This window comes from Enterococcus sp. (assembly GCF_032555305.1).
In the GTDB taxonomy this organism is placed as follows: domain Bacteria; phylum Bacillota; class Bacilli; order Lactobacillales; family Enterococcaceae; genus Enterococcus_A.
Genome location: NZ_JAWGOQ010000044.1, coordinates 1 through 21,939, shown reverse-complemented (window position 1 = coordinate 21,939; position 21,939 = coordinate 1). Strand labels below are relative to the sequence as shown.

The window sequence follows — 21,939 nt, the reverse complement described above, 5'->3', positions numbered from 1 at the left end:
GAGAAAGTAATAATAGCATCAGTGGAATTGCGCAGAAAACTTTTGAATAAGTAAATAAATATTCATTCAAAGACCAAATGCGGCAAATTCAAGGGATGAGTGTACAATTTTTAAAAAATCAACGAAATACAAGGCATGGTGCTAGACTATGCCTTTTTTTCTATACACTTTCTCTCCCTTCCTAGCAAGAAGGGGAAGGGAAAATGGAAAATTCAGCTCTAAAACTTATAAATATTCGATGTAATTTCGGTGAAAAAATCTTGTATACTGCTCACTTGACCGCTTATCAGGGAGAACGGATTGGATTTATCAGATCAATTAGACAATGAAGAACAACCTTTTTAGAAATTATCAACGTAGATCTTCAGCCAGATACAGGTGCGATTCAAGAAGATAGCAATTTCAATTTCTTTACGCAAATGGATAAAGTGAATAAATTGATCAAAATTGAGAATATGAACTGGGAACAGATGGTGAGACTTTCTGTACAAAAAATCAGGTAAAGACATTGAGCGGCTGTGAGAAAACAAAACGTTAGATACTGCAAATAAGAAGCATGCTACATTTTCTCTTATCAGTAGCAGATTCCTGCAAGATAATTCCTTTTTCCATGTTTAAGATATAATATGTTATTTAAAAGTTGTGCTACTACACGACAAGATTAAATCAATTCTGTCTTATTGTCTGTTTTTCATAAGCATCTTTCTACACCTTTTTGTTTTTTATATGCTATAAAGAATTCATAGTAAGAGTTTTCAGTAGAATAAAAAGGGGAAGATATTATTGAAAAAGAAGTTGATAGGCTTAGTTTTAGTAGGAGCTGGATTAATTTTTTCTGCGTGTGGAAGTGGACAATCAAGCGAAGATAATAGTTGGAAAAAAGTAGAAGAGAAAAAAGAATTAACAGTTGCGACTTCTGGAACACTTTTTCCTTCTTCGTATTATAGCGAGGAAAATAAGCTAGTCGGTTATGATGTCGATGTTGCTAAAGCAGTTGCAAAAGAGTTGAATCTAAAAATTAAATTTAAAGAATACAATGTCGACGGGCAAGTGACAGCAGTCGATCGTGGAGAAGCGGACTTTGCGGCTAATGATTTTGGAATATCAAAAGAGCGCAGCAAAAAGTTTTCGCTATCTTCACCCATTAAGTATTCCTTTGATAGTATGATTGTAAGGAAAAGTGATGATTCTGGCATCCATGCGCTAAAAGATTTGAAAGGAAAGAAAGCTGCCGGTGAACCGAATACCAGCTATATGAAGATCGCAGAAAAATACGGGGCTGAAGCGGTGAACTATGACAACGCAACGAACGATCAATATCTGACTGATGTAGCTAACGGGCGCACAGATGTGATTTTGAATGATTACTATTTACAAAAAATGTCCATTGCGGCTTTACCAGACATTCCAGTCAAGATTCTGGAAGATGTCTATTTTAATGCAAACTCGACAGGCTTTTTATTAAACAAGAAAAATCAGGCTTTAAAAGCGAAGGTTAATGCAGCTTTAGCAGAACTGAAAAAAGATGGGACATTAAAAAAATTATCTGAACAATACTTTGGTACAGATGTTTCAGTGAAACCAAAACAGGAAGTAACTGAGAAAGTCTCGACAGACTAATGTATATTCCAACAATTGATTTAAACTTAATGTTGGATTCGATTCCCTTTCTGCTAAGCGGATTAGGCTATACATTAGGGATCAGTCTTGCGGCCTTTTTCTTAGGCAATGTCCTTGGAATCAGCATGACCGTCTTAGGATTTATTCCTTGGCGACCAATTAAATTGTTTGTTCGCTTCTATCTATCTTTTTTGCGTGGAACGCCTGCACTGGTGCTGCTTTTCTTATTATATTTTGGATTACCCTATCAATTAAATGCTGTAGTAGCAGCGATTATTTGCTTCAGTCTGACTAGTAGTGCCTTTATTGGGGAGATTTACCGCGGTTCGATTGCTGGAGTCAATCCGGGTCAGTGGGACGCCGCATATGCTTTGGGCAATCGTTTCTTTCCAACAATGCGCTTTATAATTTTACCTCAAGCAGTGAGAATATCTGTGCCAGCTCTGAGCAATGTCGCAATGGATCTACTAAAGGGAACATCTCTGGCGGCAATGATTACGGTACCAGACATTTTTCAAAAAGCTAAAATCATTGGTGGAAGAACATTTGACTACTTATCTATGTATCTTTTAGTGGCATTGATTTACTGGCTACTGTGTATCGGTATTGGTCTAATTCAGCATCGTTTGGAAAAGTATTTTCAACACAAATACCTATAAAATCCAAGAACTCATGAGTAGTGAGTTCTTGGATTTTTATGCTTTCAGAGCATCTAAAACCATTTGAGCAATCGCTTCATAGGAATACTTGTTTTGATCATAGAAACCTTCCTTAATATTCAATGCGTGACGATGTAGCACATTGAAAACAGTTGCCATATGCAAATTAACCGGCAAGTCTTTCAAATATCCCGTCTCAATCGCTTCGTTCAACAGGTCGATAACAATTGTATTGTTGTCATAAAGGTTCTCATCGGAAATGTTCAGCATCTTGATTTGTTCGATCAATGTTAGCCCATCTGGATGCTCAATGGAATAATTAAAGACTGAACGAATATAGTTATCGATCCTAGTCTTGATTGGGATGTCTGAATCGTTTAACGTTTTTAATTCACCAGTAGCCTTGATTTGATCGAGTTCACGTTGGTAGGCACTTAGAAGTAAGTCATTCTTATTTTTGAAATAGAGATAGACGTTGGATTGAGCGATGCCTACGATTTTTGCCACCTTAACGGTAGAGACAGCGGCTGCTCCTTCAGTAAGAATGATTTCAACGGTAGCGTTTAGTATTTTTTCGACTTTTGTATTATCTTTCTTTTTCATAAGGATAGTATAAAACTTCTTTTCTAGTATTTCAAGATTGACAAAGATAGCTCTATCTTTTATAATTACCTTTAAAGATAGAGCTATCTTTAAAATTCGAAAGAAGGTTTCATGTATGAAAATTGCTATGTTAGGTTCTTTAGGAAATATCAATCGCTATGTAATCCCTGAATTAATCAATCAAGGACATGATGTTACGGTTGTTACTTCTAGTGATAAACGTGTCTCCCTAATCGAGGAATTAGGCGCGATCCCCGCAGTCGGAACAATGGCAGATGTAGATTTTTTAACCGAGACATTTACTGGAAAAGAAGTCGTCTACTTGATGATCTCAGGAACAGGTGCTGGATTGGATTTAAATCAAGAAATGCAAAATCAGGGGAAAGTTTTTAGAGAAGCAATCACTAAGGCTGGTGTGAAGAAAGTGGTTCAACTAAGCAGTATTGGAGCTGAAGCAGGGTCAGAAGCTGGCTCTTTGCATGCCTATAAATATCTGGAGACTGAACTTAAAAAAATGTCAGGTGTTGATATCGCGTTTGTTCGACCAGTCGGCTTTTATAATAATTTATACAGCAATCTTGATAGTATCAAGAAGGAACAGGCGATCTATTCAAATGTACCAGAAGACGTGAAGCAAAAATATGTCGCTCCAAATGATATCGCTGCTGTCGTTCTTCCTTTGATACTGGATACACCAAAAGGCGTGACGGTTCGATTCGCGGTTAGTGATACATTTTCAATGAAAGAATTTATCCACGAACTAGCCGAGGTAGCTAATCTTCCAGATTTACACTTTGTTGAAATTACAGATGAACAGTTAAAACAAGGAATGCTAGCTAATCATGTACCAGAAGCTATTGTTGAAGCCTTTGTGAAAACCAGTCAATATCAAAAGCACTCAGAGAGTATCTATGCAGCTCTGAACGAAGGAAACACGAAAATCGGTACGGTTAAACTCGCTGATTTTGTTCGACAATACGCCCAAGCTATCGTGAATACACAAGATGATCATCGTTCATCAATGATTATTGATTAAATCAAAGAAGGATCAAGAAAGCAGAGTCCCAAAAGGGCTTTGCTTTTTTGCTGTAAGAAAGACTACATTGATAATTGTTTCAAGAAACAGGATAATAAAAGTAACAAATGGTAAAAAAGAAGGTTAGAAAATGAAAAAGAAAATTTTATTGATTGAAGATGATGAAAACCTGCGGAGGGGAATCTCTTTCTATTTAGAGCAAGAAGGATATGAGGTATTCATTAATAATCGTGTGCAAGGTGCAGTGGAGCTGATTCAAGAAAGGCTCCCTGACTTAGTCATTTTAGATGTAACATTGCCCGATGGAAATGGCTTTGAACTTTGTCAGAAAATTCGGACGTTTTCAGCTGTTCCGCTTTTTTTCCTAACAGCGCATGATTTGGAATCAGATATTCTGACTGGTCTTTCGATCGGCGGTGATGATTATTTAACAAAACCATTCTCTTTGGCAATCTTAAGAGCAAAAGTAGCTTTGTTGTTTAAAAAACAAGAAAATAGAAGCCAAAAAATTGAATCACCGCCTTTTGTATTAAACTTAGATAACCATCGATTATTTAAATATGATCAAGAAGTTCTATTGAGTTCGACAGAGTTCCGCTTAATTAATTACTTGATGAAAAATGCTGGAATTGTTTTGGAAAAAGAATTACTGCTGGAAAACTTATGGGATGATCAAGGAAAATTTGTCGATGAAAATGCATTATCGGTAAATATTCGTCGAATTCGTCTGAAAATCGAAGAGGATCCTAAGCATCCGCAATATATCGAAACTGTTCGAGGGGTAGGCTACATTTGGAAACGAGGGGAATGATTCATGTTGTTGTACAGCCTGACAGTTCTATTATTCTTATCAATTCTACTGCTGTTCTTCTTCTATACTAGAAAACAGCATGAAAGAGAATTGTCCAATATCGAGGAAGTTCTCGATGTCGTTATTAAAGGAGATTATCCAGAAAATGCGATCTCTTATCAAGAAGGGCAGAAAAGTAAGCTGATTTTCAAAACACTGAGAATCGCAGAAGCTAACCAACTTTATCGAGAAACAGCAGCACGGGAAAAAGTTCGAGTCCAAGAATTGATGGTAGATGCCGCTCACCAGATGCGCACCCCAATCACTAGTATGGTAATGTTTACGGAATTACTAAAAAATGATCAACTTTCTGCAAGTGAATCGCAGGAATTTTTAACACGTTTGTCTTTTGATTCTCAGCGTTTGAATTGGCTAGTGGAGGAATTTTTGCATATGTCTAAGTTTGAAACGGAATCAATGCAGCTGACGAAGGTGAATCAAAATATCAAGGAAACAATCCAACAAGCGATTGGTCAAAATATTCAAAATACAGATGAACAAGTTCGTTTTCTAGTAAGCGGGGCGGAAAGTGAGATTCCCCATGATGTGAGGTGGACGCGTGAAGCGATCGGCAATGTATTGGAAAATGCTGTGAAATATGCCTATGAAGATTCAAAAATTGAAATATCTGTTGATCGTTTGATTTCTTATACGCGAATTTCCATCAAAAACCAAGGAAAAACGATCGCTAGAGAAGACCTGCCTAATCTTTTTATAAAGTACTATCGTGGAGCACAGTATAAAAATACGATTGAAGGTTTTGGGATCGGATTGTATCTGACCAAATTGATTTGTGAGTCGCAAGGAGGTTATGTTTTAGCTGAATCGCAAGCAGACCAGACGACGATTTCTTTATTCTTACAGAACTGACAGATTTGTATGCAGCAGCTGACATTTTACTGTAAGAGTCCCTTGCTATATTAAAAGTATCAAGAAGGGAGGTTGTTGGTATGAACGTAGTAAAAACGATTCATCTAACAAAAACTTATGGTGAAGGAGAAAATCAAGTTCATGCGGTTGATGATGCAAATTTAACGATTGGAGATAAAGAATTTGTAACGATTGTCGGAACATCTGGGTCAGGTAAAAGTACATTATTGAATCTATTGGGTGGACTGGATCGGCCAACAGCAGGTGAAATTGAAATTTCAGGAAAGCAATTAGAGCATTTGAGCGAAGAAGAATTGACAATTTTTAGACGGAGAAACGTCGGTTTTGTTTTTCAACAATACAATCTGGTACCGATTTTGAGTGCGTACGAGAATATCGTTTTACCGATCCAATTAGACGGCAACAAAGTGGATGAGCAGTTTGTCGACGAAGTGATCGGGACCTTAGGGTTAAAAGGCAGGGAAAATAGTTTGCCATCAATGCTCTCAGGAGGGCAACAGCAGCGAGTTGCAATTGCTCGCGCGTTAGCGGCTAAACCAGCAATCATCTTGGCTGATGAACCCACTGGGAATTTGGACAGTAAAAGTAGTCAAGATGTTCTGGGCCTGTTAAAACAATCGGCCAAAAAGTTTAATCAAACGGTCATCATGATCACACACAATGATCAAATCGCTCAATTGGCGGATCGGGTGATTCGAATTGAAGATGGCAAGCTATCAGAGGTTCGGGTAACAGGCGGTGATTGGTCATGAAGGAACAACGAGAAGCAATCCACAATTTATGGATGAATAGCTTTAAGAGCAATCGTAGACGTAATCTTTTTGTGATTTTGGCGCTCGCATTGACGACCCTACTGATCTCATCTGTTATTGGTTTAGGAATGAGCTTTATGGAGGCCAATAATAAACAAACCATTCAAAGAGTTGGGACGATTGCGGATGCAAATTTAAATAATCTTTCAAACAAACAAGTGGATATTTTAAAAAGGGATTCATCGGTTGAAGTGGTCGGTGAGCAGCAGACGATTGGAACAGTGGATAGCCAAAGACTAAAAAATAAAAAGGTTCAAATGGCGTTGCATTGGTACAACGAGGATGAATGGACAGGATTGAGAAAAGAGGCGATCAATGATTTTACTGGAAAGTTACCGAAGAAAGAAAATGAGTTGATGGCACCGATCGCAGCCTTAAAAGAACTAGGAATTTCTCAACCCAAAGTGGGGCAGAAAATCTCTTTGCCGTGTTTGATCGATGGGGAAATTTATCAGAAGAATTTTACTCTATCCGGCTATTATAAAGAATACGTAATAGCTCGGGTTGTTGATTTTAGTTATATCTTGGTTTCTGATCAATTTGCCGAAAAATACAGTACACCTGCGAATAACAAAACTTACTCAATCAAATATAAAGACAGCAGTAATCTGACACAACAAAATAAGACTATAGCAAAGAAATTAAAGTTGAATGAAACACAGGAAATTAAACCTACATTAAAAGAAAATAATGAAAGTTCAACTTCGATTTTTTTTGGAGTAGGCATGTTTTTGGCAATCATTCTTATTTCAGGCGGCCTTTTGATTTACAATGTCCTCTATATTTCGATTGCCAATGATATTCGTTTTTACGGCTTGTTAAAAGCTTTAGGAACAACTAAACGCCAGCTGCGAAAAATCATTTTTTATCAATCCTTGCTACTATCTGCATTTGGGATTCCATTAGGGTTGATTATTGGCTTCAGCGTTTCCCATCTTTTTATTCCATTTGTTATGAAGGCTACTAATTATTCAGAAGCTGTGGTGGTTTCGACACGTCCCTTAATTTACATTGGTGCTGGCATATTTTCATTAGTGGTAATGCTTTTCAGTTCTATAAAACCAGCAAACTACGCTGCAAAGGTTTCACCAGTTTTAGCCATTAATTTTACCGAATCAAAAGTGAAAAAGAACAATGTTCGCTCACGTAATGGAGGCAAGTTATATTTAATGGCTTGGCGCAATATTTTCCGAGATAAAAAACGGGCGATGATCGTCATTGTCTCCATGACATTAGGGATCACATCGTTTGTTGCGGTGAATTCAATCGTTAAAAGTATAGATTTTGAAAATTTTGTCATAAGTGAAATGGATTATGATGTTATGATCAGTCCTAGTTACAACCAATCTGACAGCGCTGTTTCGGATACCCAAAAATTAGAAAAAGAGCAGGTCAGCCAGCAGCTAACACAATTAATAAACCAAACGGATGATATCACTGAGGCACATATTTATTACTCGAGCCCGATTTTAGTCACTTATAATGAAGATAAGTTTTCCGATTACATTCGTTCCTATAACCAGTACTTCAAATATGCCAAGATTGATCAAAAAACGATTCAGCCAGATAAATTCAGCGGAGAAATTATTAGTATTGATTCTGCTGAACTAGAAAAACTATTGGAAAAAAATAATAAGGGTTCTTTCGACAAAAGGGCTTTTGAAGCGGGTGACATTTGTTTTATCCAGTCTGATCAACCAGAAGATTTTGCTAACATTCCTGATTTACAATTTTCCTCAAATAATCAATCACACAAAATAAAAATCGGTGGATTCATCCCTAATGACTATTTGGAGTTTCAAACACAGGGAGCACCAGCGATGTTCGTTTCAAAAAATTACTTAGATAAAATTGCACCAGATGCAGGAATCTGGAATGTGAATTTCAATCTTAAAAAAGCTAAAGCAAAAGCAGTTTCTGAACAGTTCCAAAGATTTATTGATGAACAATCAGCTTATAAAATCATTACAAAAACTGAAATGATCAATCGAGCCATTGGAGAAATCAGCACGATGCGAATGATGGGGAATACCTTAGCGCTGATCTTAGCGTTGATTGGACTATTGAATTTCGTCAATATCATCACTACGAGTATTCTGGCTAGAAAACAAGAGTTAGCAACACTAGAAAGTATCGGTATGACACGCAGGCAGACAAATACTGTATTAATGATCGAGGGCGGCTATTATGCACTGATCGTTGGCGGTTTAGTAATGACTTTTGGCATGGGAATTACGTATGCTTTGTTTACTATTGTTAAAAGCTCTGCGACCTATGCCAGTTTCAATGTACCAATAGCGGAAATTGGCCTCTCGTTGCTGATAATGCTCATTATCTGCTTACTAACACCTTATCTAGTAATGAGGTCTTCTGGAAGAAGAACACTGGCAGAACGTATTAAGTAACACCACAATGAATAGCCAGGTCAACTGGGCTATTCATTTCTGGCTTTTTTGGTGCTAATTGAATAGGTATGCTGCTGGTATTCTTACTATTATTTTGTCATAATATAAAAAAAGTCGAAGAGGTGTTGATATTGAAAGATGGGTCATACTGGGCTGAAAAATTACGTAGTAAAGAGATTAGCTTTCGAGAATTATTAGATAGCTTTGAAGATAAAGCTCGTAAACAAAATCCCAAACTGAATGCTTTTGTTACTATGATAGGTCACGATGCAATCGAAGAGTATCAGAAACTTATCGACATTGGTGAACGACCATTTGCAGGTTTGCCTATTCCGCTGAAAATGTTGGGACAAGAAAAAAAAGGCTGGTTAAGTACATCTGGATCAAAATTGCTAAAGGAGCACCGTGCAAGTCAAAATAGTAATTTCACCAATCAATTGATTGCTAATGGATTAATCCCTTTCGCTCAAACAAATAGCCCAGAGTTTGGCTTTAAAAATATCACAGATGCGGAGCTATACGGGCCAGCTAAAAATCCTTGGAATCTTGATTATTATTCTGGGGGTTCAAGTGGTGGTGCAGCAAGTGCTGTGGCAGCGGGCATCGTTCCAATTGCTGGAGCTAGTGATGGCGGGGGATCAATTCGTATTCCTGCATCCTTCTGTGGATTAATCGGATTGAAGCCGACTCGCGGAACCATGCCGGTGGGGCCGAGCGGATGGCGTGGTTGGCAGGGAGCTGCAATTGATTTTGCGTTGACTGTTTCAATGCGCGATACAGAAAAACTATTTTATGGCATGCGTCACATCGATAGTGCTGCGCCCTATCAAGCGCCTGAGAAGGCGTGGCAACATAATCAGGCAGCTAAACAAAAGAAATTAAAAGTGGCAGTTATTATTGATTCGCCGATAGATTCCAGCATCTCTCCTGATGCCGCTAGTGCCGTGGAAATGGCGCATGATTTTTTACTGAGAGAGGGACACCAAGCTGAAATAATTTCTTATCCTCTCAACGGAAGGGAATTAATATCGAGTTACTATTTGATGAATGGAGCTGAAACAGCTGCGATGTTCGCAGGAATTCAGCAAGCACTTAAACGTCCCGTAGAAAAAAATGACATGGAGCTAATGACTTGGGGAATTTACCAATATGGGAAAAAAATTCCAGCCAGTCAATTTATCAGGGCGTTGAATCTGTGGGATCATGCTGCTTCTGTTATGGAGAAGCTATTCACAGAATACGACCTGGTGCTTTCCCCTACAACTGCCACCACAGCACCTAAAATAGCAGATGACTTGCAAAGCCCAGAGATTCGCGATGCCTTAGAAGTATCAGCCAGCTTGTCAGAAACTGAACTGACTCATGTTATCGAGCAAATGTTTGATAAAAGTCTGAAAATCACACCCTATACTCAACTAGCTAATCTGACTGGGCAGCCATCAATCAGTTTGCCAACTTATGTAACGGAAAAAGGCTTGCCACTAGGAATTCAGTTCATGGCTGCTCGTGGACGAGAAGATCTGCTCCTACAGGTTGGAAAGCTATTTGAAGAAAATTATGGGTTTCATTTACCTGAGTATTATCGTCAAAAATAGTAGTCCTCTAACATTAGAACCGTCAAAATAGGCTTTTAATTTTGACGGTTCTTTTGGTACACTTATTAAAGTGAAAACGTTTCAACAGGAGGGAATACAAGGATGATTCTAATAAAGGCACAGAAAGTAATCACTGGTGATGGAAAAACTGTCATCGACAATGGCGGAATTGTTTATGCTAAAGATACAATTTTAGCTGTGGGAAAGGCCGAGGAGTTAACAGCTGAGTTTCCGCAGGCTGAAGTCCGAGATTACGGTAATGGCACGATTTTACCTGGGTTAATGGATGCTCATATCCACCTGGGGTATTATTGGACACAACCAGACTTGCATCGTTACAACGATTTTATGATTGCTTATTATGCTCAGAAACAAGCAGAAACATGTCTGGCAAAAGGGGTAACAACGATACGAGATTGTTGCGGCCCGCAATTTCTATTGGAAACATTGCGATTGGCATCTGAAAAAGGGTTTGTCAAAGCTCCACGTATTTTGCATACTGATCGCGGTATCTGCATTACTGGCGGGCACGGACATGAGGATGGTATTGAAGAGGTTGATGGCGTAGAAAATATTCGGCATACGATTCGTCGCCAAAAAAAAGATGGCGCGGATTGGATCAAGCTATTAACAACCAATCGAGATGACATTTGTGAATTTACACAGGAAGAGTTGGAAGCTGGGGTGGAAGAAGCACATCGTCTCGGACTGAAGTGTGTGGTACATTCAGGCACTCAACCAGGCATTCAGATGTGTATCGATGCCGGCTTTGATACGATTGAACATGGAAACTTTTTGACTGTTGAACAAGCCAAACAGATGGTAAAAAATCAGCAGTCATGGACACCAACGATGTTTGCTTATCATTTTTTAGCAGAATTCAATCAAAAAGTTCAAGAGGTCGGGATTGACCATTCTAATCAATCAACCGAAACCTACTCCCATCACCTAGACTTCTTTGAAAGCTCTGTTCAAGCGTATTCGGAAAACTTCAAAGCGATTTATGATGAGGGAGTGACGATTCTTGCAGGAACCGATATGGTTATGCAAGAGGCACCGAGTGTACCGATCGTTGAAGAATTAGAGTTGATGGTTCGTTACGGATTAACACCGATCGAAGCGATTCAAACCGCAACACAAAATCCTGCTAAAGTATTTGATTTGTCGGAAGTAACTGGAGAATTAAAGGCTGGTCTGCAAGCCGATATACTTGTAGTAGAAGGTGATGCCACTGAGGATATTGAAGCATTGCATAATGTTCGGAAAGTATTGTTAGCTGGGACAGAAGTATAAAAAAAACAGATACCTCGCCAAAATGATGATCAAATCTGGCGAGGTATGTTCATTTTATACTAATAGCACCTGTGTGCCGGTTCTTGCTCAGCGTTAGTAGCATAGAATAAAAAGTTTCCTGAAGCATAAGCGGTATTACTCACACTAATTTCTTGTTGAAAAAAACTGTAAGTGCCTTTTTAGCTCAATAGATTGGCATTGTAACAATGAACCAACATTTGAATCTCATTTGTGGGTAATTTTAAGATTGCAAAATCCATAAATTTTTCTCTTTTCTTTAAGTTAATCGGCTTTTAATCGATGAAAGTTGTACATATGAAGGGTTTTAGCATATAATAAATGAGTGTTTTTGTTACCAGTATATTTAATAAAAAATGTTTAGGAAGGTTGATCAATATGGCGCAAAATCGCTATAAGGCTATTGTTGCCGGTCAGACTTACACTATCATTGGGCAAGAATCCAAGCAACACATGGATATGGTCACTGCCTTGGTCAATGAACAGTTAAATGAGATCATGTCGTTATCACCTGAGATCACGGAAGAAAAAGCCGCGATGCTATTGGCGATCAACGCGATCTCAGATCAATTAAAAAAACAAGAAGCGTTGATAAAGTTGGAAAGACAACAAAATACGCTTGATGGGCAAGCTGCTCACAATCTAGAATTAGAGAATCGAATTAAAAAAATCGAAGCAATTGAAGCCGAAGCCAAGGAAATCATGCGGAAAAACGGGAAAGAAAATGTTCCGATCCGGAATCACGTAGAAGCGCAGCAGATCGTCAATGAGAACCGAAAACGTGAGATTCAAAAAAGAGCGGCAAATAAATAAGTGAGGGATACTATGTTAACATTGGTAATTTTATTTGCATTACTGCTATCTTTTTACGTTGGTTATCGACGAGGCACCGCCTATCAGATAGTATTTTCGATCGGGTACCTATTATCTTTTATTGCAGCACGAATGTTTTATCAGCAATTAGGTTCTCAATTAGACTTATTTGTGCCTTATCCATCCGTTACAAGTGAATCAAAAATGGTCTATTATTCGGTTGAACAAGCTTTTAATTTGGACAAAGCCTTTTATGCAGGTGTCGCATTTGTTTTGATTCTGATTATTGGCTGGCTGGCAACGCATCTGATTGCGATCTTTTTTAAAGATTTATTGTTTAAAGTACTTATTCCACAATATGACGGCATTTTAGCAGGGATCTTACAATTAGTTGTTTGTTATATCAGTATTTTTTTGATTTTGAAGCTGGTCAGTTTTGTACCGATGGCATTAGTACAGAATCAGATAGAGGGCAGTTGGTACGCTCGTTTTATGATTGAGCATTCGTTGTTCTTGAGTTCACAGTTTAACAATTTATGGGTTACAAATATTATTGGATAAAGTAAAAAACCGGGACGCTGTTTGACAGGTTTCGGTTTGTTTATGTATAGAAGGTGAAAAGATGAATGAACGTATTCTAAAAACATTAGAGTTCGAACAAGTAAAGAAAATGATTCAACAGTATTTATCTACTGAACAGGGAGAAGAAGAAATCCGTCAATTGGCACCTTCTAGTGACGAGGATACTGTGCAGGCTTGGTTAGATGAATCAGAGGATGGAATGAAAGTCCAACGACTCCGAGGCGGACTCCCAATTCCCAAGCTGAACAATATCAAGCCGCATATGAAACGGATCGAGATTGGTGCGAATTTGAATGGTTTGGAACTTGCTGAGGTATCTCGTGTACTTTCAACAACAAGCGAACTTGTTCGTTTTATTGAGGATTTAAAGGATAGTGAGTTGGAGTTTCTTCGGCTCTATTTTTGGGAAGACCAATTGACGACTTTACCTGAGTTAAGCGGGAAGTTACGTCGTTCTGTGGAAGAAGATGGTCGTGTACGTGACGAGGCCTCGCCAGAATTACGCACAATTCGCAGCCAGATTCGCCGCAGTGAGCAGACGATTCGAGAACAATTAGATGGTTTGATCCGCGGGAAAAACGCGAAGTATTTGAGCGATAGTTTGATCACAATGAGGAACGACCGCTACGTTATTCCAGTTAAACAAGAATATCGCGGAGTATTTGGTGGTGTCGTCCATGATCAAAGTGCATCTGGTCAAACCTTATTTATGGAGCCTAAACAAGTTGTTGAGTTGAACAATCGTCTGCGCCAGCAACAAATTGCTGAACGTACAGAGATTGAACGAATATTGGCTGAGCTGTCTGCAGAGTTAGTAGCACCGCGTAAAGATATTCTGCATAATGCTTATGTGTTGGGACGCTTTGACTTGATGAATGCGAAAGCACGTTTTGCAAAAGAATTGAAGGCTGTCGTACCAACGATTAACCAAGAAAATCATGTGTTCTTCAAACAGGCTCGCCATCCATTATTGGACCATGAAAAAGCGGTAGCGAATGATCTGATGATCGGACAGGATTTCCAGGCAGTGGTCATTACTGGACCTAATACTGGGGGTAAAACTATTTCCTTGAAAACATTAGGTCTGTTGCAATTGATGGGGCAAGCGGGATTACCATTGCCTGTCGGTGAAGATAGCGAAATGGGTATATTTGATGAAGTTTTCGCAGATATTGGTGATGAGCAATCCATCGAACAAAGTCTATCAACATTCTCTTCTCATATGACCAACATTGTTTCGATACTTGAGAAGATCGATGAACATAGTTTAGTACTATTTGATGAGTTGGGTGCTGGGACTGATCCGCAAGAAGGAGCGGCATTAGCAATCGCGATTTTGGATGCTGTAGGTGCAAAATCTTCTTACGTTATGGCAACTACCCACTATCCAGAATTAAAAATCTATGGTTATAATCGATCAAATACGATTAATGCCAGCATGGAATTTGATGTAGATACATTGAGTCCGACCTATCGTTTATTGATCGGTGTTCCAGGACGCAGTAATGCCTTTGAAATCTCACGTCGTCTAGGTTTAGATCCGATGGTGATTGAAAGTGCCAAACAAATTATTGATGAAGAAAGTCAAGATTTGAATGAAATGATCTCTGATTTAGAAAACCAGAGGAAGGCTACGGAGACTGAGTATTTAGAAATTCGTCATTATGTAGATGAATCCGAAAAACTGTATCGCGATTTGAAGAATGCTTATTCCTATTTCTTTGATGAACGAGAAAAAGAAATGGAAAAAGCCCGTAAAGAAGCGAACAAAATCGTTAGTGAAGCTGAAGAAAACGCTGAAAAAATCATCAAAGATATTCGCAAAATGCAGCTGGATGGTCAAGGACATGTGAAGGAACATCAATTGATCGATGCCAAATCGCAATTTGCGGATCTGAAACAAGACGAACAACTAAAGAAAAATAAAGTCCTACAAAAAGCAAAGGCAAAAAAACAATTCAAACCAAATGATGAAGTTATCGTAGAAACCTATGGTCAACGTGGAACCTTAATTAAAAAAGTCGGTGACACAGATTGGCAAGTTCAACTGGGGATTTTGAAGATGACCGTTTCAGAGGATGATATGACTTTGACTGCACCAATCGAAGAACCGAAACAGCGTGTGATCACAGGAGTGCAACGAGGCGCTAGTTCTAAGGTTAAGCCAGAATTGGATTTGCGGGGCAAACGTTATGAAGAAGCACTTGCGGAAGTCGATCAATACATTGACGCTGCTTTATTAGCAAACTTTGCGCAGGTGAGGATCATTCATGGTAAAGGGACTGGGGCTTTACGAAAGGGGATTACCGATTATCTAAAAAATAATCGCAATGTTCTAAGCTTCGAATTCGCTCCGGCTAACCAAGGTGGTAATGGTGCAACAGTAGTAACATTTAAATAGTTTACAAGTGTAAGCAGAACAGTAGCGAAGAAAATAAGACCGTGCTATACTACTTTTAGTAAGAAAACAGAATGCTGATTTTAAAGCATTCAAGTTATATAGGAGGAATTCAAATGTCACAAGTAGTTACTGATAAAACTTTTAGCGAAGAAACAGATAACGGCCTTGTTTTGATCGATTTTTGGGCAACATGGTGTGGTCCTTGTCGCATGCAAGCACCGATCTTAGAACAATTATCTGAAGAATACGATGAAGATGAGTTCAGAGTCGTAAAAATGGATGTGGATGAAAATCCAGAAACACCAGCATCATTCGGGATCATGAGTATCCCAACACTTGTCTTGAAAAAAGATGGGCAAGTCGTTGATAAAGTGATCGGTGTTCATAGCAAAGATCAATTAAAAGAGCTTATCCAAGCTCACATGTAAGAAACTGAGCTGGGCATTTTGTCCAGCTTTTTTGCGAGTTAGGCTTTTGGCAGTTGACCAAGTTTGAAAAGTAGTTATGGATTTTTAGCCAATTAATGGACAGGCTGTTTAGCCTAATCGTATGCGAAACGAAAATAGGACTCATTAATAGGACTCATTTTTCCGATTTTTGGAAAAATGAATACTTTAAGACGAAGTAGCTGTCAGTCCGAGCTCTTTCATAATTACAAATGGAAATACTTGGATTAAATCAGCTGCAAATTGAAAGAGATAGCTTTGAAGGGAAGCAGCTTATGAACGAACGAATTAAAAATAAATTAGCGCTTTTACCAGACCAACCGGGCTGCTATCTGATGAAAGATAAGAATGGGACGATTATTTATGTGGGAAAGGCCAAAATCTTAAAAAATCGTGTCCGATCTTATTTTCGGGGCAGTCATGATACTAAGACAGAACGGTTAGTCAGCGAAATCGTGGATTTTGAGTACATCGTAACTGAATCAAATATTGAGGCCTTGCTGCTTGAGATCAATTTAATCAAAAAAAATGATCCTAAGTACAACATCATGTTGAAAGATGATAAAACCTATCCGTTCTTGAAGATTACGAATGAAAAATATCCTCGTTTGATGATTACACGGAAAGTGTTGAAGGATAAAGCGCATTACTTTGGCCCTTATCCCGATGTGAATGCAGCGAATGAAACAAAGAAGTTATTGGATCGTTTGTTTCCATTAAGAAAATGCAAACCGTCGCAAAAGACTCCATGTCTTTATTATCATTTAGGGCAGTGTTTGTGTCCTTACGCCTTTCATGTTGATCCTCAGGTCTATAAAGATATGGTTGAAGAAATCAAGCGGTTTTTGAATGGCGGACATACTGAGATTCAAAAACAACTAGAGGAAAAAATGAATCAGGCCGCGGCTGATATGGAATTTGAGAAGGCTGCTGAATACCGAGATCAAATCAAGGCTATCGAGACTGTCATGACAAAACAAAAAATGACCAATACGGATTTGGTAGATCGAGATATCTTTGGTTACGCTACAGATAAGGGTTGGATGTGTGTTCAAGTCTTTTTCGTTCGCCAAGGGAAATTGATTGAACGTGATGTCTCGATGTTTCCATTTTATAATGATGCGGAAGACGATTTCTTGACATATATCGGACAATTTTATCAAGAAAATGAACATTTTATCCCTAAAGAAGTCTTGATCCCTGATGATATTGATAAGCCTAGTGTTGAAGCAATGTTAGCAACTAAAGTTTTGCAGCCGCAACGGGGAGATAAGAAAAAACTTGTGAAGCTGGCAGGAAAAAATGCTCAAGTCGCATTGAATGAAAAATTTGATTTGATTGGTCGCAGTGAGGCACGAACAATCGGCGCTGTGGAAAAATTGGGCGATGCTATGAACATTCCGGCACCAATCAGGATCGAAGCTTTCGATAACTCCAACATTATGGGAACAGATCCAGTTTCTGCAATGGTGGTTTTTATCGATGGAAAACCAGCGAAGAAGGAATATCGTAAATATAAAATCAAAACGGTCAAAGGACCGGATGACTATGCGTCAATGCGAGAAGTCATCTATCGTCGTTACTCACGTGTTCTAAAAGAAGGTCTTCCATTCCCTGATTTAATTGTGATTGATGGCGGTAAAGGACAAGTAGATGTAGCGAAAGATGTTTTGGCTAATCAATTGGGGATTGATATCCCAATCGCGGGATTGGCAAAAGATGACAAACATAAAACTAGTGAGTTACTATTCGGGCCAGAACTGAATGTAGTACCACTGGAACGTAATTCACAAGAATTTTTCTTACTGCAACGTATTCAAGATGAAGTCCATCGCTTTGCGATAACTTTCCATCGCCAGCTGCGCAGTAAAAATAGTTTTGCATCGAAGTTGGACAATATTGATGGGTTAGGACCAAAACGTAAAAAAATGCTGTTGAAAGAATTTAAATCTTTAAAGAATATCCAAGCCGCATCTATTGATGAGTTACAAGAAGTAGGACTGCCCAAACAGGTGGCAGAAAATACATTTAATCAATTGCAGGAAAAATAATGTATAGCACCCTTTACATTAAATGTAAAGGGTGCTATACTTTTGTCATAAGATGTAAAGGGCGCTATACATTTAGGGAGTGATCGTTTGAAAAATCGAATTCAAGAATTACGTAAAGAACGCAAGATGACTCAAAGTGAATTGGCCGATCATTTAGAAGTAACACGCCAAACGATTATTTCTTTAGAGAATGGACGCTATAACGCTTCATTGATCCTAGCCTATAAAATTTCGCGATTTTTTGGTTTAATGATAGAAGAAGTTTTCATTTTTGATGAGGAGGATGAATAATGAAGGAACTATCAAAACAGGATCGCGAATACCGGGAGAAACTACGTAAAAAGAATATTGGATATATGATTGCAATTATTTTCATGTTAGTCTGTTCAGCCACACTATTTATTGGAACAAAGTGGTTTGAGCTCAAAATCAGTGACCATGCAGTAGGTTTTTTAACCGGATTCTTTTTTTCGCTCTGTATAGTATTTGTGATTTTCTTTTTTAGAAATCGTCAGACGATGAGAAACCCTCAGAAATTAAGAAAAGAACGAATTATTAAAACTGATGAACGAAATATTGAAATCTCTGCTAGAGCTCTTCAGATTACGACCTTTGTGATGACGATAAGCTTAGTTATTTTGAGTATAGTTGGTAGTTTTGTATCAAGATTAGTAATGATGACAGCGAGTGGGTTACTGTACGTGTTTCTTATTAGCTATCTAATTTGTTATTTCTATTTCAAAAGGAAACTATAGGTGTTAAGTGATATGTTCATTTTTCAGTTTTTGGGAAAGGTGAATTTAATAATAAAAAGGAGTGATAAGATGTTACAGGTTGAAAATTTGAGTAAGAGTTTTGGATCGTATAAGGCTTTGGATAATATGAACTTTACGATTGAAGACGGAAAGATATTAGGATTGATTGGACAAAATGGTGCGGGCAAGACCACCACATTTCGTTTGATCTTAGATTTCTTATCGAAAGATTCAGGCAGTGTTTTATGGAATGGGCATACACTGTCTGGCAAAGATTATAATATGATCGGCTATTTGCCAGAAGAACGGGGCTTATACCCGAAAGTTACGATTGAAAACCAATTGTTGTTTTTTGCTTCATTGCGTGGAAGAAAAAAACAAGAGATCGCGCCAAAAATTGACGAATGGATGGAAAAATTCCAAGTCAAAGGCAAGAAAACCGATAAGGTAAAATCACTCTCTAAAGGGAATCAACAAAAGGTTCAATTGATCTCAACGCTGATTCACGAACCAAAGCTGGTTATTTTAGATGAACCATTTAGCGGTTTGGACCCAGTTAATGCTGAATTGTTGAAAAATGGCATTATCGAATTAAAGGAAAAAGGTTCATGTGTAATTTTCTCCAGTCATAATATGGATAACGTTGAAAAAATTTGTGATCACTTGATTATGTTGCGCGATGGCGAAACAGTATTGAATGGTAAAGTTCATGAAATTCGCGAATCCTTCGGCCGCAGCAAATTGTATTTAGAATCTCATTTAACAAAAGAAGAGTTAGAAGCTTTTTCTGGTGTTCATACAGTGATTCAAAAAGAAGACGGAAGCTTTGATATTACCTTAGAAGATCCCGCAGCTGGGAAAGAAATTTTTGTCCAAGCGACTAAATCTGGTTATATTCCAATGTTCAATCAACAACCGCCAACTCTAGAAGAAATTTTCAAATGGAAAGCAGGTGCTGTAAATGAGTAAAATGGGCGTTATTATCAAAGACGTATATAAAAAGAATGTAAAATCAACAGCCTTTCTCATCATGATCTTGGCACCTTTTCTGCTTATGGGGATTTTCTATTTATCTCAACATTTCTTCGGAGATGCCAATGATATCAATGAGATTGGTATTGTAAGTGATCAACCAGCCGTTGCAGAACAGTTAGCAAAGACTAAAAATAAAGATTATAAATTCAAAGTCATCGCGACTGATAAAACAGCGCAAAAACAATTAGAAGATAAAAAGATCGATGCTTATCTTGACTTAAAAATGGGGAAAGAAAAAGTTTCAGGCAAACTTTTCAGCAAAGCATCATTAGGAACTTCAACTGAAATGCAGTTGCAGCAAATTTTAAGTTCAATGCAAGCGAATATTCGCGCCAACCAGCTGAATCTAACCACGGAACAGGTTCAAAAAGTTATGGAGCCAGCAAAATTTGAATCAACGAAAGTTACTTTCGAGAACGGTAAAATGCAAAGTGATGGCGGAGACTCGGGTACCCAATTTGTCTTAAGCTTTTTAACAACAATCATCATGTTTGTATTTATCGTCAGTTACTCCTCAATTATCGCTCAAGAAATCGCCTCTGAGAAGGGTACTCGTATCATGGAAGTTTTGCTTTCTAGCATGAAGGCTAAAACACACTACTACGGCAAACTTTTAGGGGTGCTGTTGGTAGCCTTGACACAATTATTGATATACGGGGTAGCGATCGTCTTTGGTTATCGTCAGTTTAAAGATATGGACATGGTAAAAGACCTTCTGAATAACGTTTCTATTAAGTCCTTATTAGGTAGTGGGGCACTGGTTATTATTGCGTTCATGCTCGTGGGATTATTCTTGTACGCCGTTCTTTCAGCGCTATGCGGCTCCTTGGTGAGCAAACCTGAAGATACAGCGAAAGCTATTCAACCAGTGATGTATTTATCTATGATTGGTTATATGTTGGGATTGATTTTAGGGACATCTGATCCTACAAATATAATAATCAAAGTAACATCCTATATTCCTTTCTTATCGTCCTACAGTATGCCGCTGCGACTTGCTTCTGGAACAGCCGCACTTTCGAGTGCCTTTGTGTCATTGGGAATCTTAGTGCTATTCACGATTTTCTTGACACTATTCTCGGCTCAATTGTACAAATCAAATGTCTTGGTATACAGTGAAGGTGGAACATTGAGTGCCTTGAAACAATCGATTTCTATTATGCAAAATGATCGCAAAAAGAAATAAACAGATATATTGAGATTGGTAGGAACCACAATAAATCGACTACACAAGTGACAGCATTGTGATTCCTAAATCCGTTCATGGAGCTCACATCAAAGAGCATTTTGCTATATTTGATTTTGAACTGAGTGATAGCGAGATGAAGTAAATTGATGGCTTGAATATTAATGAATGGCTTGGTGCTGCCCCTGATAATTTTGATTTTTAACGAATGACTGAATATTTCCCAGTATAGTAAAAGCGCATGAATCAGACTTTCTCGTCTATTCATGTGCTTTTTTAATTTTGACAAAGCTAAAAGAGGTTTATCTAAAATTATTTGTAAACACCTGCGAGAATAAAAGCAGGGGTCAGTCAAAACGTGGTTCCCCTACGCAGTCTAAAATTGTCAATGATCAAGTTTACTCGCGTAAATGGCTTATTCGCGTGGAATTTCTGTGGGTCCTTCTTTGTTTTTCTTCCTGATTCGATGTAGCCAGTGCAGTAGTCCGTTTCGTTCTTGCTTATGTTGGCTAGAATCAGGTTCAGCTGGTGATACAATGTCTTTTTTCTGCTCGTTTTTCTCGATTGGTCTCGTTTTTATTTGTGGTAAAGCGTCCTTCGCCACTGCTACTTCTGGTTTTTCTGTTGGTTCAATACTAGTCAACTGCTTGAAATAGCGGCCAAGTGGTGCTTTGGGTAGAGCTGTTGGTTTCGGAGTAGCCAACAGTTTCTGTTCTGTTTGTTTTGGCTTATCCTCCACTTCAAAGCATCCAACTTCTTCACAGGTTGGGTCTGCTTCTTTGCCCGGCACGCCGTAATAATTCACGTTCTGTGCCTCATGTTCTGGATCAAAGATTAAGGTATCAATGTATTTCACGACCTTTGCGGTCACCACAGAATCAAATAGTT

At 38.3% G+C, this 21,939-nt stretch carries 20 protein-coding genes; 18 read left to right on the top strand and 2 right to left on the bottom strand.

The genetic code is table 11. The annotated features are described in order from the left end of the window. Positions 1–783 precede the first annotated feature (783 nt). Together E6139_RS21415 and E6139_RS21410 are read left to right on the top strand one after the other, a co-directional pair. On the top strand, positions 784–1,620 hold the full coding sequence (locus tag E6139_RS21415; protein WP_316405578.1) for a transporter substrate-binding domain-containing protein: 837 nt from the start codon (positions 784–786) through the stop codon (positions 1,618–1,620). Then, complete coding sequence (locus E6139_RS21410) at positions 1,620–2,279, top strand: amino acid ABC transporter permease (RefSeq protein ID WP_316405577.1); 660 nt, start codon at positions 1,620–1,622, stop codon at positions 2,277–2,279. The genes E6139_RS21415 and E6139_RS21410 overlap by 1 nt, the downstream gene beginning before the upstream one ends. 36 nt (positions 2,280–2,315) lie before the next feature. On the opposite strand, the gene E6139_RS21405 is transcribed toward E6139_RS21410, so the two are convergent. Then, positions 2,316–2,882 carry a TetR/AcrR family transcriptional regulator gene (locus tag E6139_RS21405; protein ID WP_316405576.1) on the bottom strand — a complete coding sequence of 189 codons (567 nt, stop codon included), beginning with the start codon at positions 2,880–2,882 and terminating at the stop codon, positions 2,316–2,318. A gap of 115 nt (positions 2,883–2,997) precedes the next feature. Between E6139_RS21405 and E6139_RS21400 the strand changes: the two genes are divergently transcribed. The 16 genes from E6139_RS21400 (at position 2,998) to E6139_RS21325 (ending at position 21,051) form a co-directional block, all read left to right on the top strand. Beyond that, positions 2,998–3,918, top strand: coding sequence for an SDR family oxidoreductase (locus E6139_RS21400; RefSeq protein WP_316405575.1), 921 nt, complete (start codon positions 2,998–3,000; stop codon positions 3,916–3,918). Between the two features lie 130 nt (positions 3,919–4,048). Continuing rightward, on the top strand, positions 4,049–4,729 hold the full coding sequence (locus E6139_RS21395) for a response regulator transcription factor (RefSeq protein ID WP_316405574.1): 681 nt from the start codon (positions 4,049–4,051) through the stop codon (positions 4,727–4,729). Between the two features lie 3 nt (positions 4,730–4,732). Next, on the top strand, positions 4,733–5,638 hold the full coding sequence (locus E6139_RS21390; protein WP_316405573.1) for a HAMP domain-containing sensor histidine kinase: 906 nt from the start codon (positions 4,733–4,735) through the stop codon (positions 5,636–5,638). 80 nt (positions 5,639–5,718) lie between these two features. Beyond that, positions 5,719–6,411 carry an ABC transporter ATP-binding protein gene (locus E6139_RS21385; RefSeq protein WP_316405572.1) on the top strand — a complete coding sequence of 231 codons (693 nt, stop codon included), beginning with the start codon at positions 5,719–5,721 and terminating at the stop codon, positions 6,409–6,411. After that, positions 6,408–8,876 (top strand): FtsX-like permease family protein, encoded by a 2,469-nt coding sequence (locus tag E6139_RS21380; RefSeq protein WP_316405571.1) that lies wholly within the window; start codon positions 6,408–6,410, stop codon positions 8,874–8,876. The genes E6139_RS21385 and E6139_RS21380 overlap by 4 nt, the downstream gene beginning before the upstream one ends. Positions 8,877–9,007: 131 nt before the next feature. After that, positions 9,008–10,471, top strand: a complete 1,464-nt coding sequence (locus E6139_RS21375) for an amidase (RefSeq protein ID WP_316405570.1) — start codon at positions 9,008–9,010, stop codon at positions 10,469–10,471. A gap of 102 nt (positions 10,472–10,573) precedes the next feature. Continuing rightward, positions 10,574–11,764 carry an amidohydrolase family protein gene (locus E6139_RS21370; RefSeq protein WP_316405569.1) on the top strand — a complete coding sequence of 397 codons (1,191 nt, stop codon included), beginning with the start codon at positions 10,574–10,576 and terminating at the stop codon, positions 11,762–11,764. 396 nt (positions 11,765–12,160) lie between these two features. Then, on the top strand, positions 12,161–12,595 hold the full coding sequence (gene zapA / locus E6139_RS21365) for a cell division protein ZapA (RefSeq protein ID WP_316405568.1): 435 nt from the start codon (positions 12,161–12,163) through the stop codon (positions 12,593–12,595). 12 nt (positions 12,596–12,607) lie between these two features. Beyond that, positions 12,608–13,156, top strand: coding sequence for a CvpA family protein (locus E6139_RS21360; RefSeq protein WP_316405567.1), 549 nt, complete (start codon positions 12,608–12,610; stop codon positions 13,154–13,156). Between the two features lie 61 nt (positions 13,157–13,217). Continuing rightward, positions 13,218–15,578: an endonuclease MutS2 gene (locus E6139_RS21355; protein ID WP_316405566.1), complete on the top strand. Its 2,361-nt coding sequence runs from the start codon at positions 13,218–13,220 to the stop codon at positions 15,576–15,578. Positions 15,579–15,691: 113 nt separating this feature from the next. Next, the gene (gene trxA / locus E6139_RS21350) at positions 15,692–16,006 is read left to right on the top strand and encodes a thioredoxin (RefSeq protein ID WP_316405565.1); all 315 of its coding nucleotides are present in this window, start codon (positions 15,692–15,694) and stop codon (positions 16,004–16,006) included. Between the two features lie 293 nt (positions 16,007–16,299). Then, a complete protein-coding gene (uvrC, locus tag E6139_RS21345) occupies positions 16,300–18,075 on the top strand; it encodes an excinuclease ABC subunit UvrC (RefSeq protein WP_316405564.1) in 1,776 nt (591 codons plus the stop codon). An 87-nt stretch (positions 18,076–18,162) separates the two neighbouring features. Continuing rightward, complete coding sequence (locus E6139_RS21340) at positions 18,163–18,366, top strand: helix-turn-helix transcriptional regulator (protein ID WP_216410258.1); 204 nt, start codon at positions 18,163–18,165, stop codon at positions 18,364–18,366. Further along, on the top strand, positions 18,366–18,830 hold the full coding sequence (locus tag E6139_RS21335) for a hypothetical protein (RefSeq protein ID WP_316405563.1): 465 nt from the start codon (positions 18,366–18,368) through the stop codon (positions 18,828–18,830). The genes E6139_RS21340 and E6139_RS21335 overlap by 1 nt, the downstream gene beginning before the upstream one ends. A gap of 69 nt (positions 18,831–18,899) precedes the next feature. Then, on the top strand, positions 18,900–19,799 hold the full coding sequence (locus E6139_RS21330) for an ABC transporter ATP-binding protein (RefSeq protein WP_316405562.1): 900 nt from the start codon (positions 18,900–18,902) through the stop codon (positions 19,797–19,799). Next, positions 19,792–21,051: an ABC transporter permease gene (locus tag E6139_RS21325; protein ID WP_316405561.1), complete on the top strand. Its 1,260-nt coding sequence runs from the start codon at positions 19,792–19,794 to the stop codon at positions 21,049–21,051. The genes E6139_RS21330 and E6139_RS21325 overlap by 8 nt, the downstream gene beginning before the upstream one ends. 415 nt (positions 21,052–21,466) lie before the next feature. Here E6139_RS21325 and E6139_RS21320 read toward each other — a convergent pair. Then, positions 21,467–21,939: hypothetical protein (locus E6139_RS21320; RefSeq protein ID WP_316405560.1), on the bottom strand; the 473-nt coding region annotated here is incomplete at its 5' end.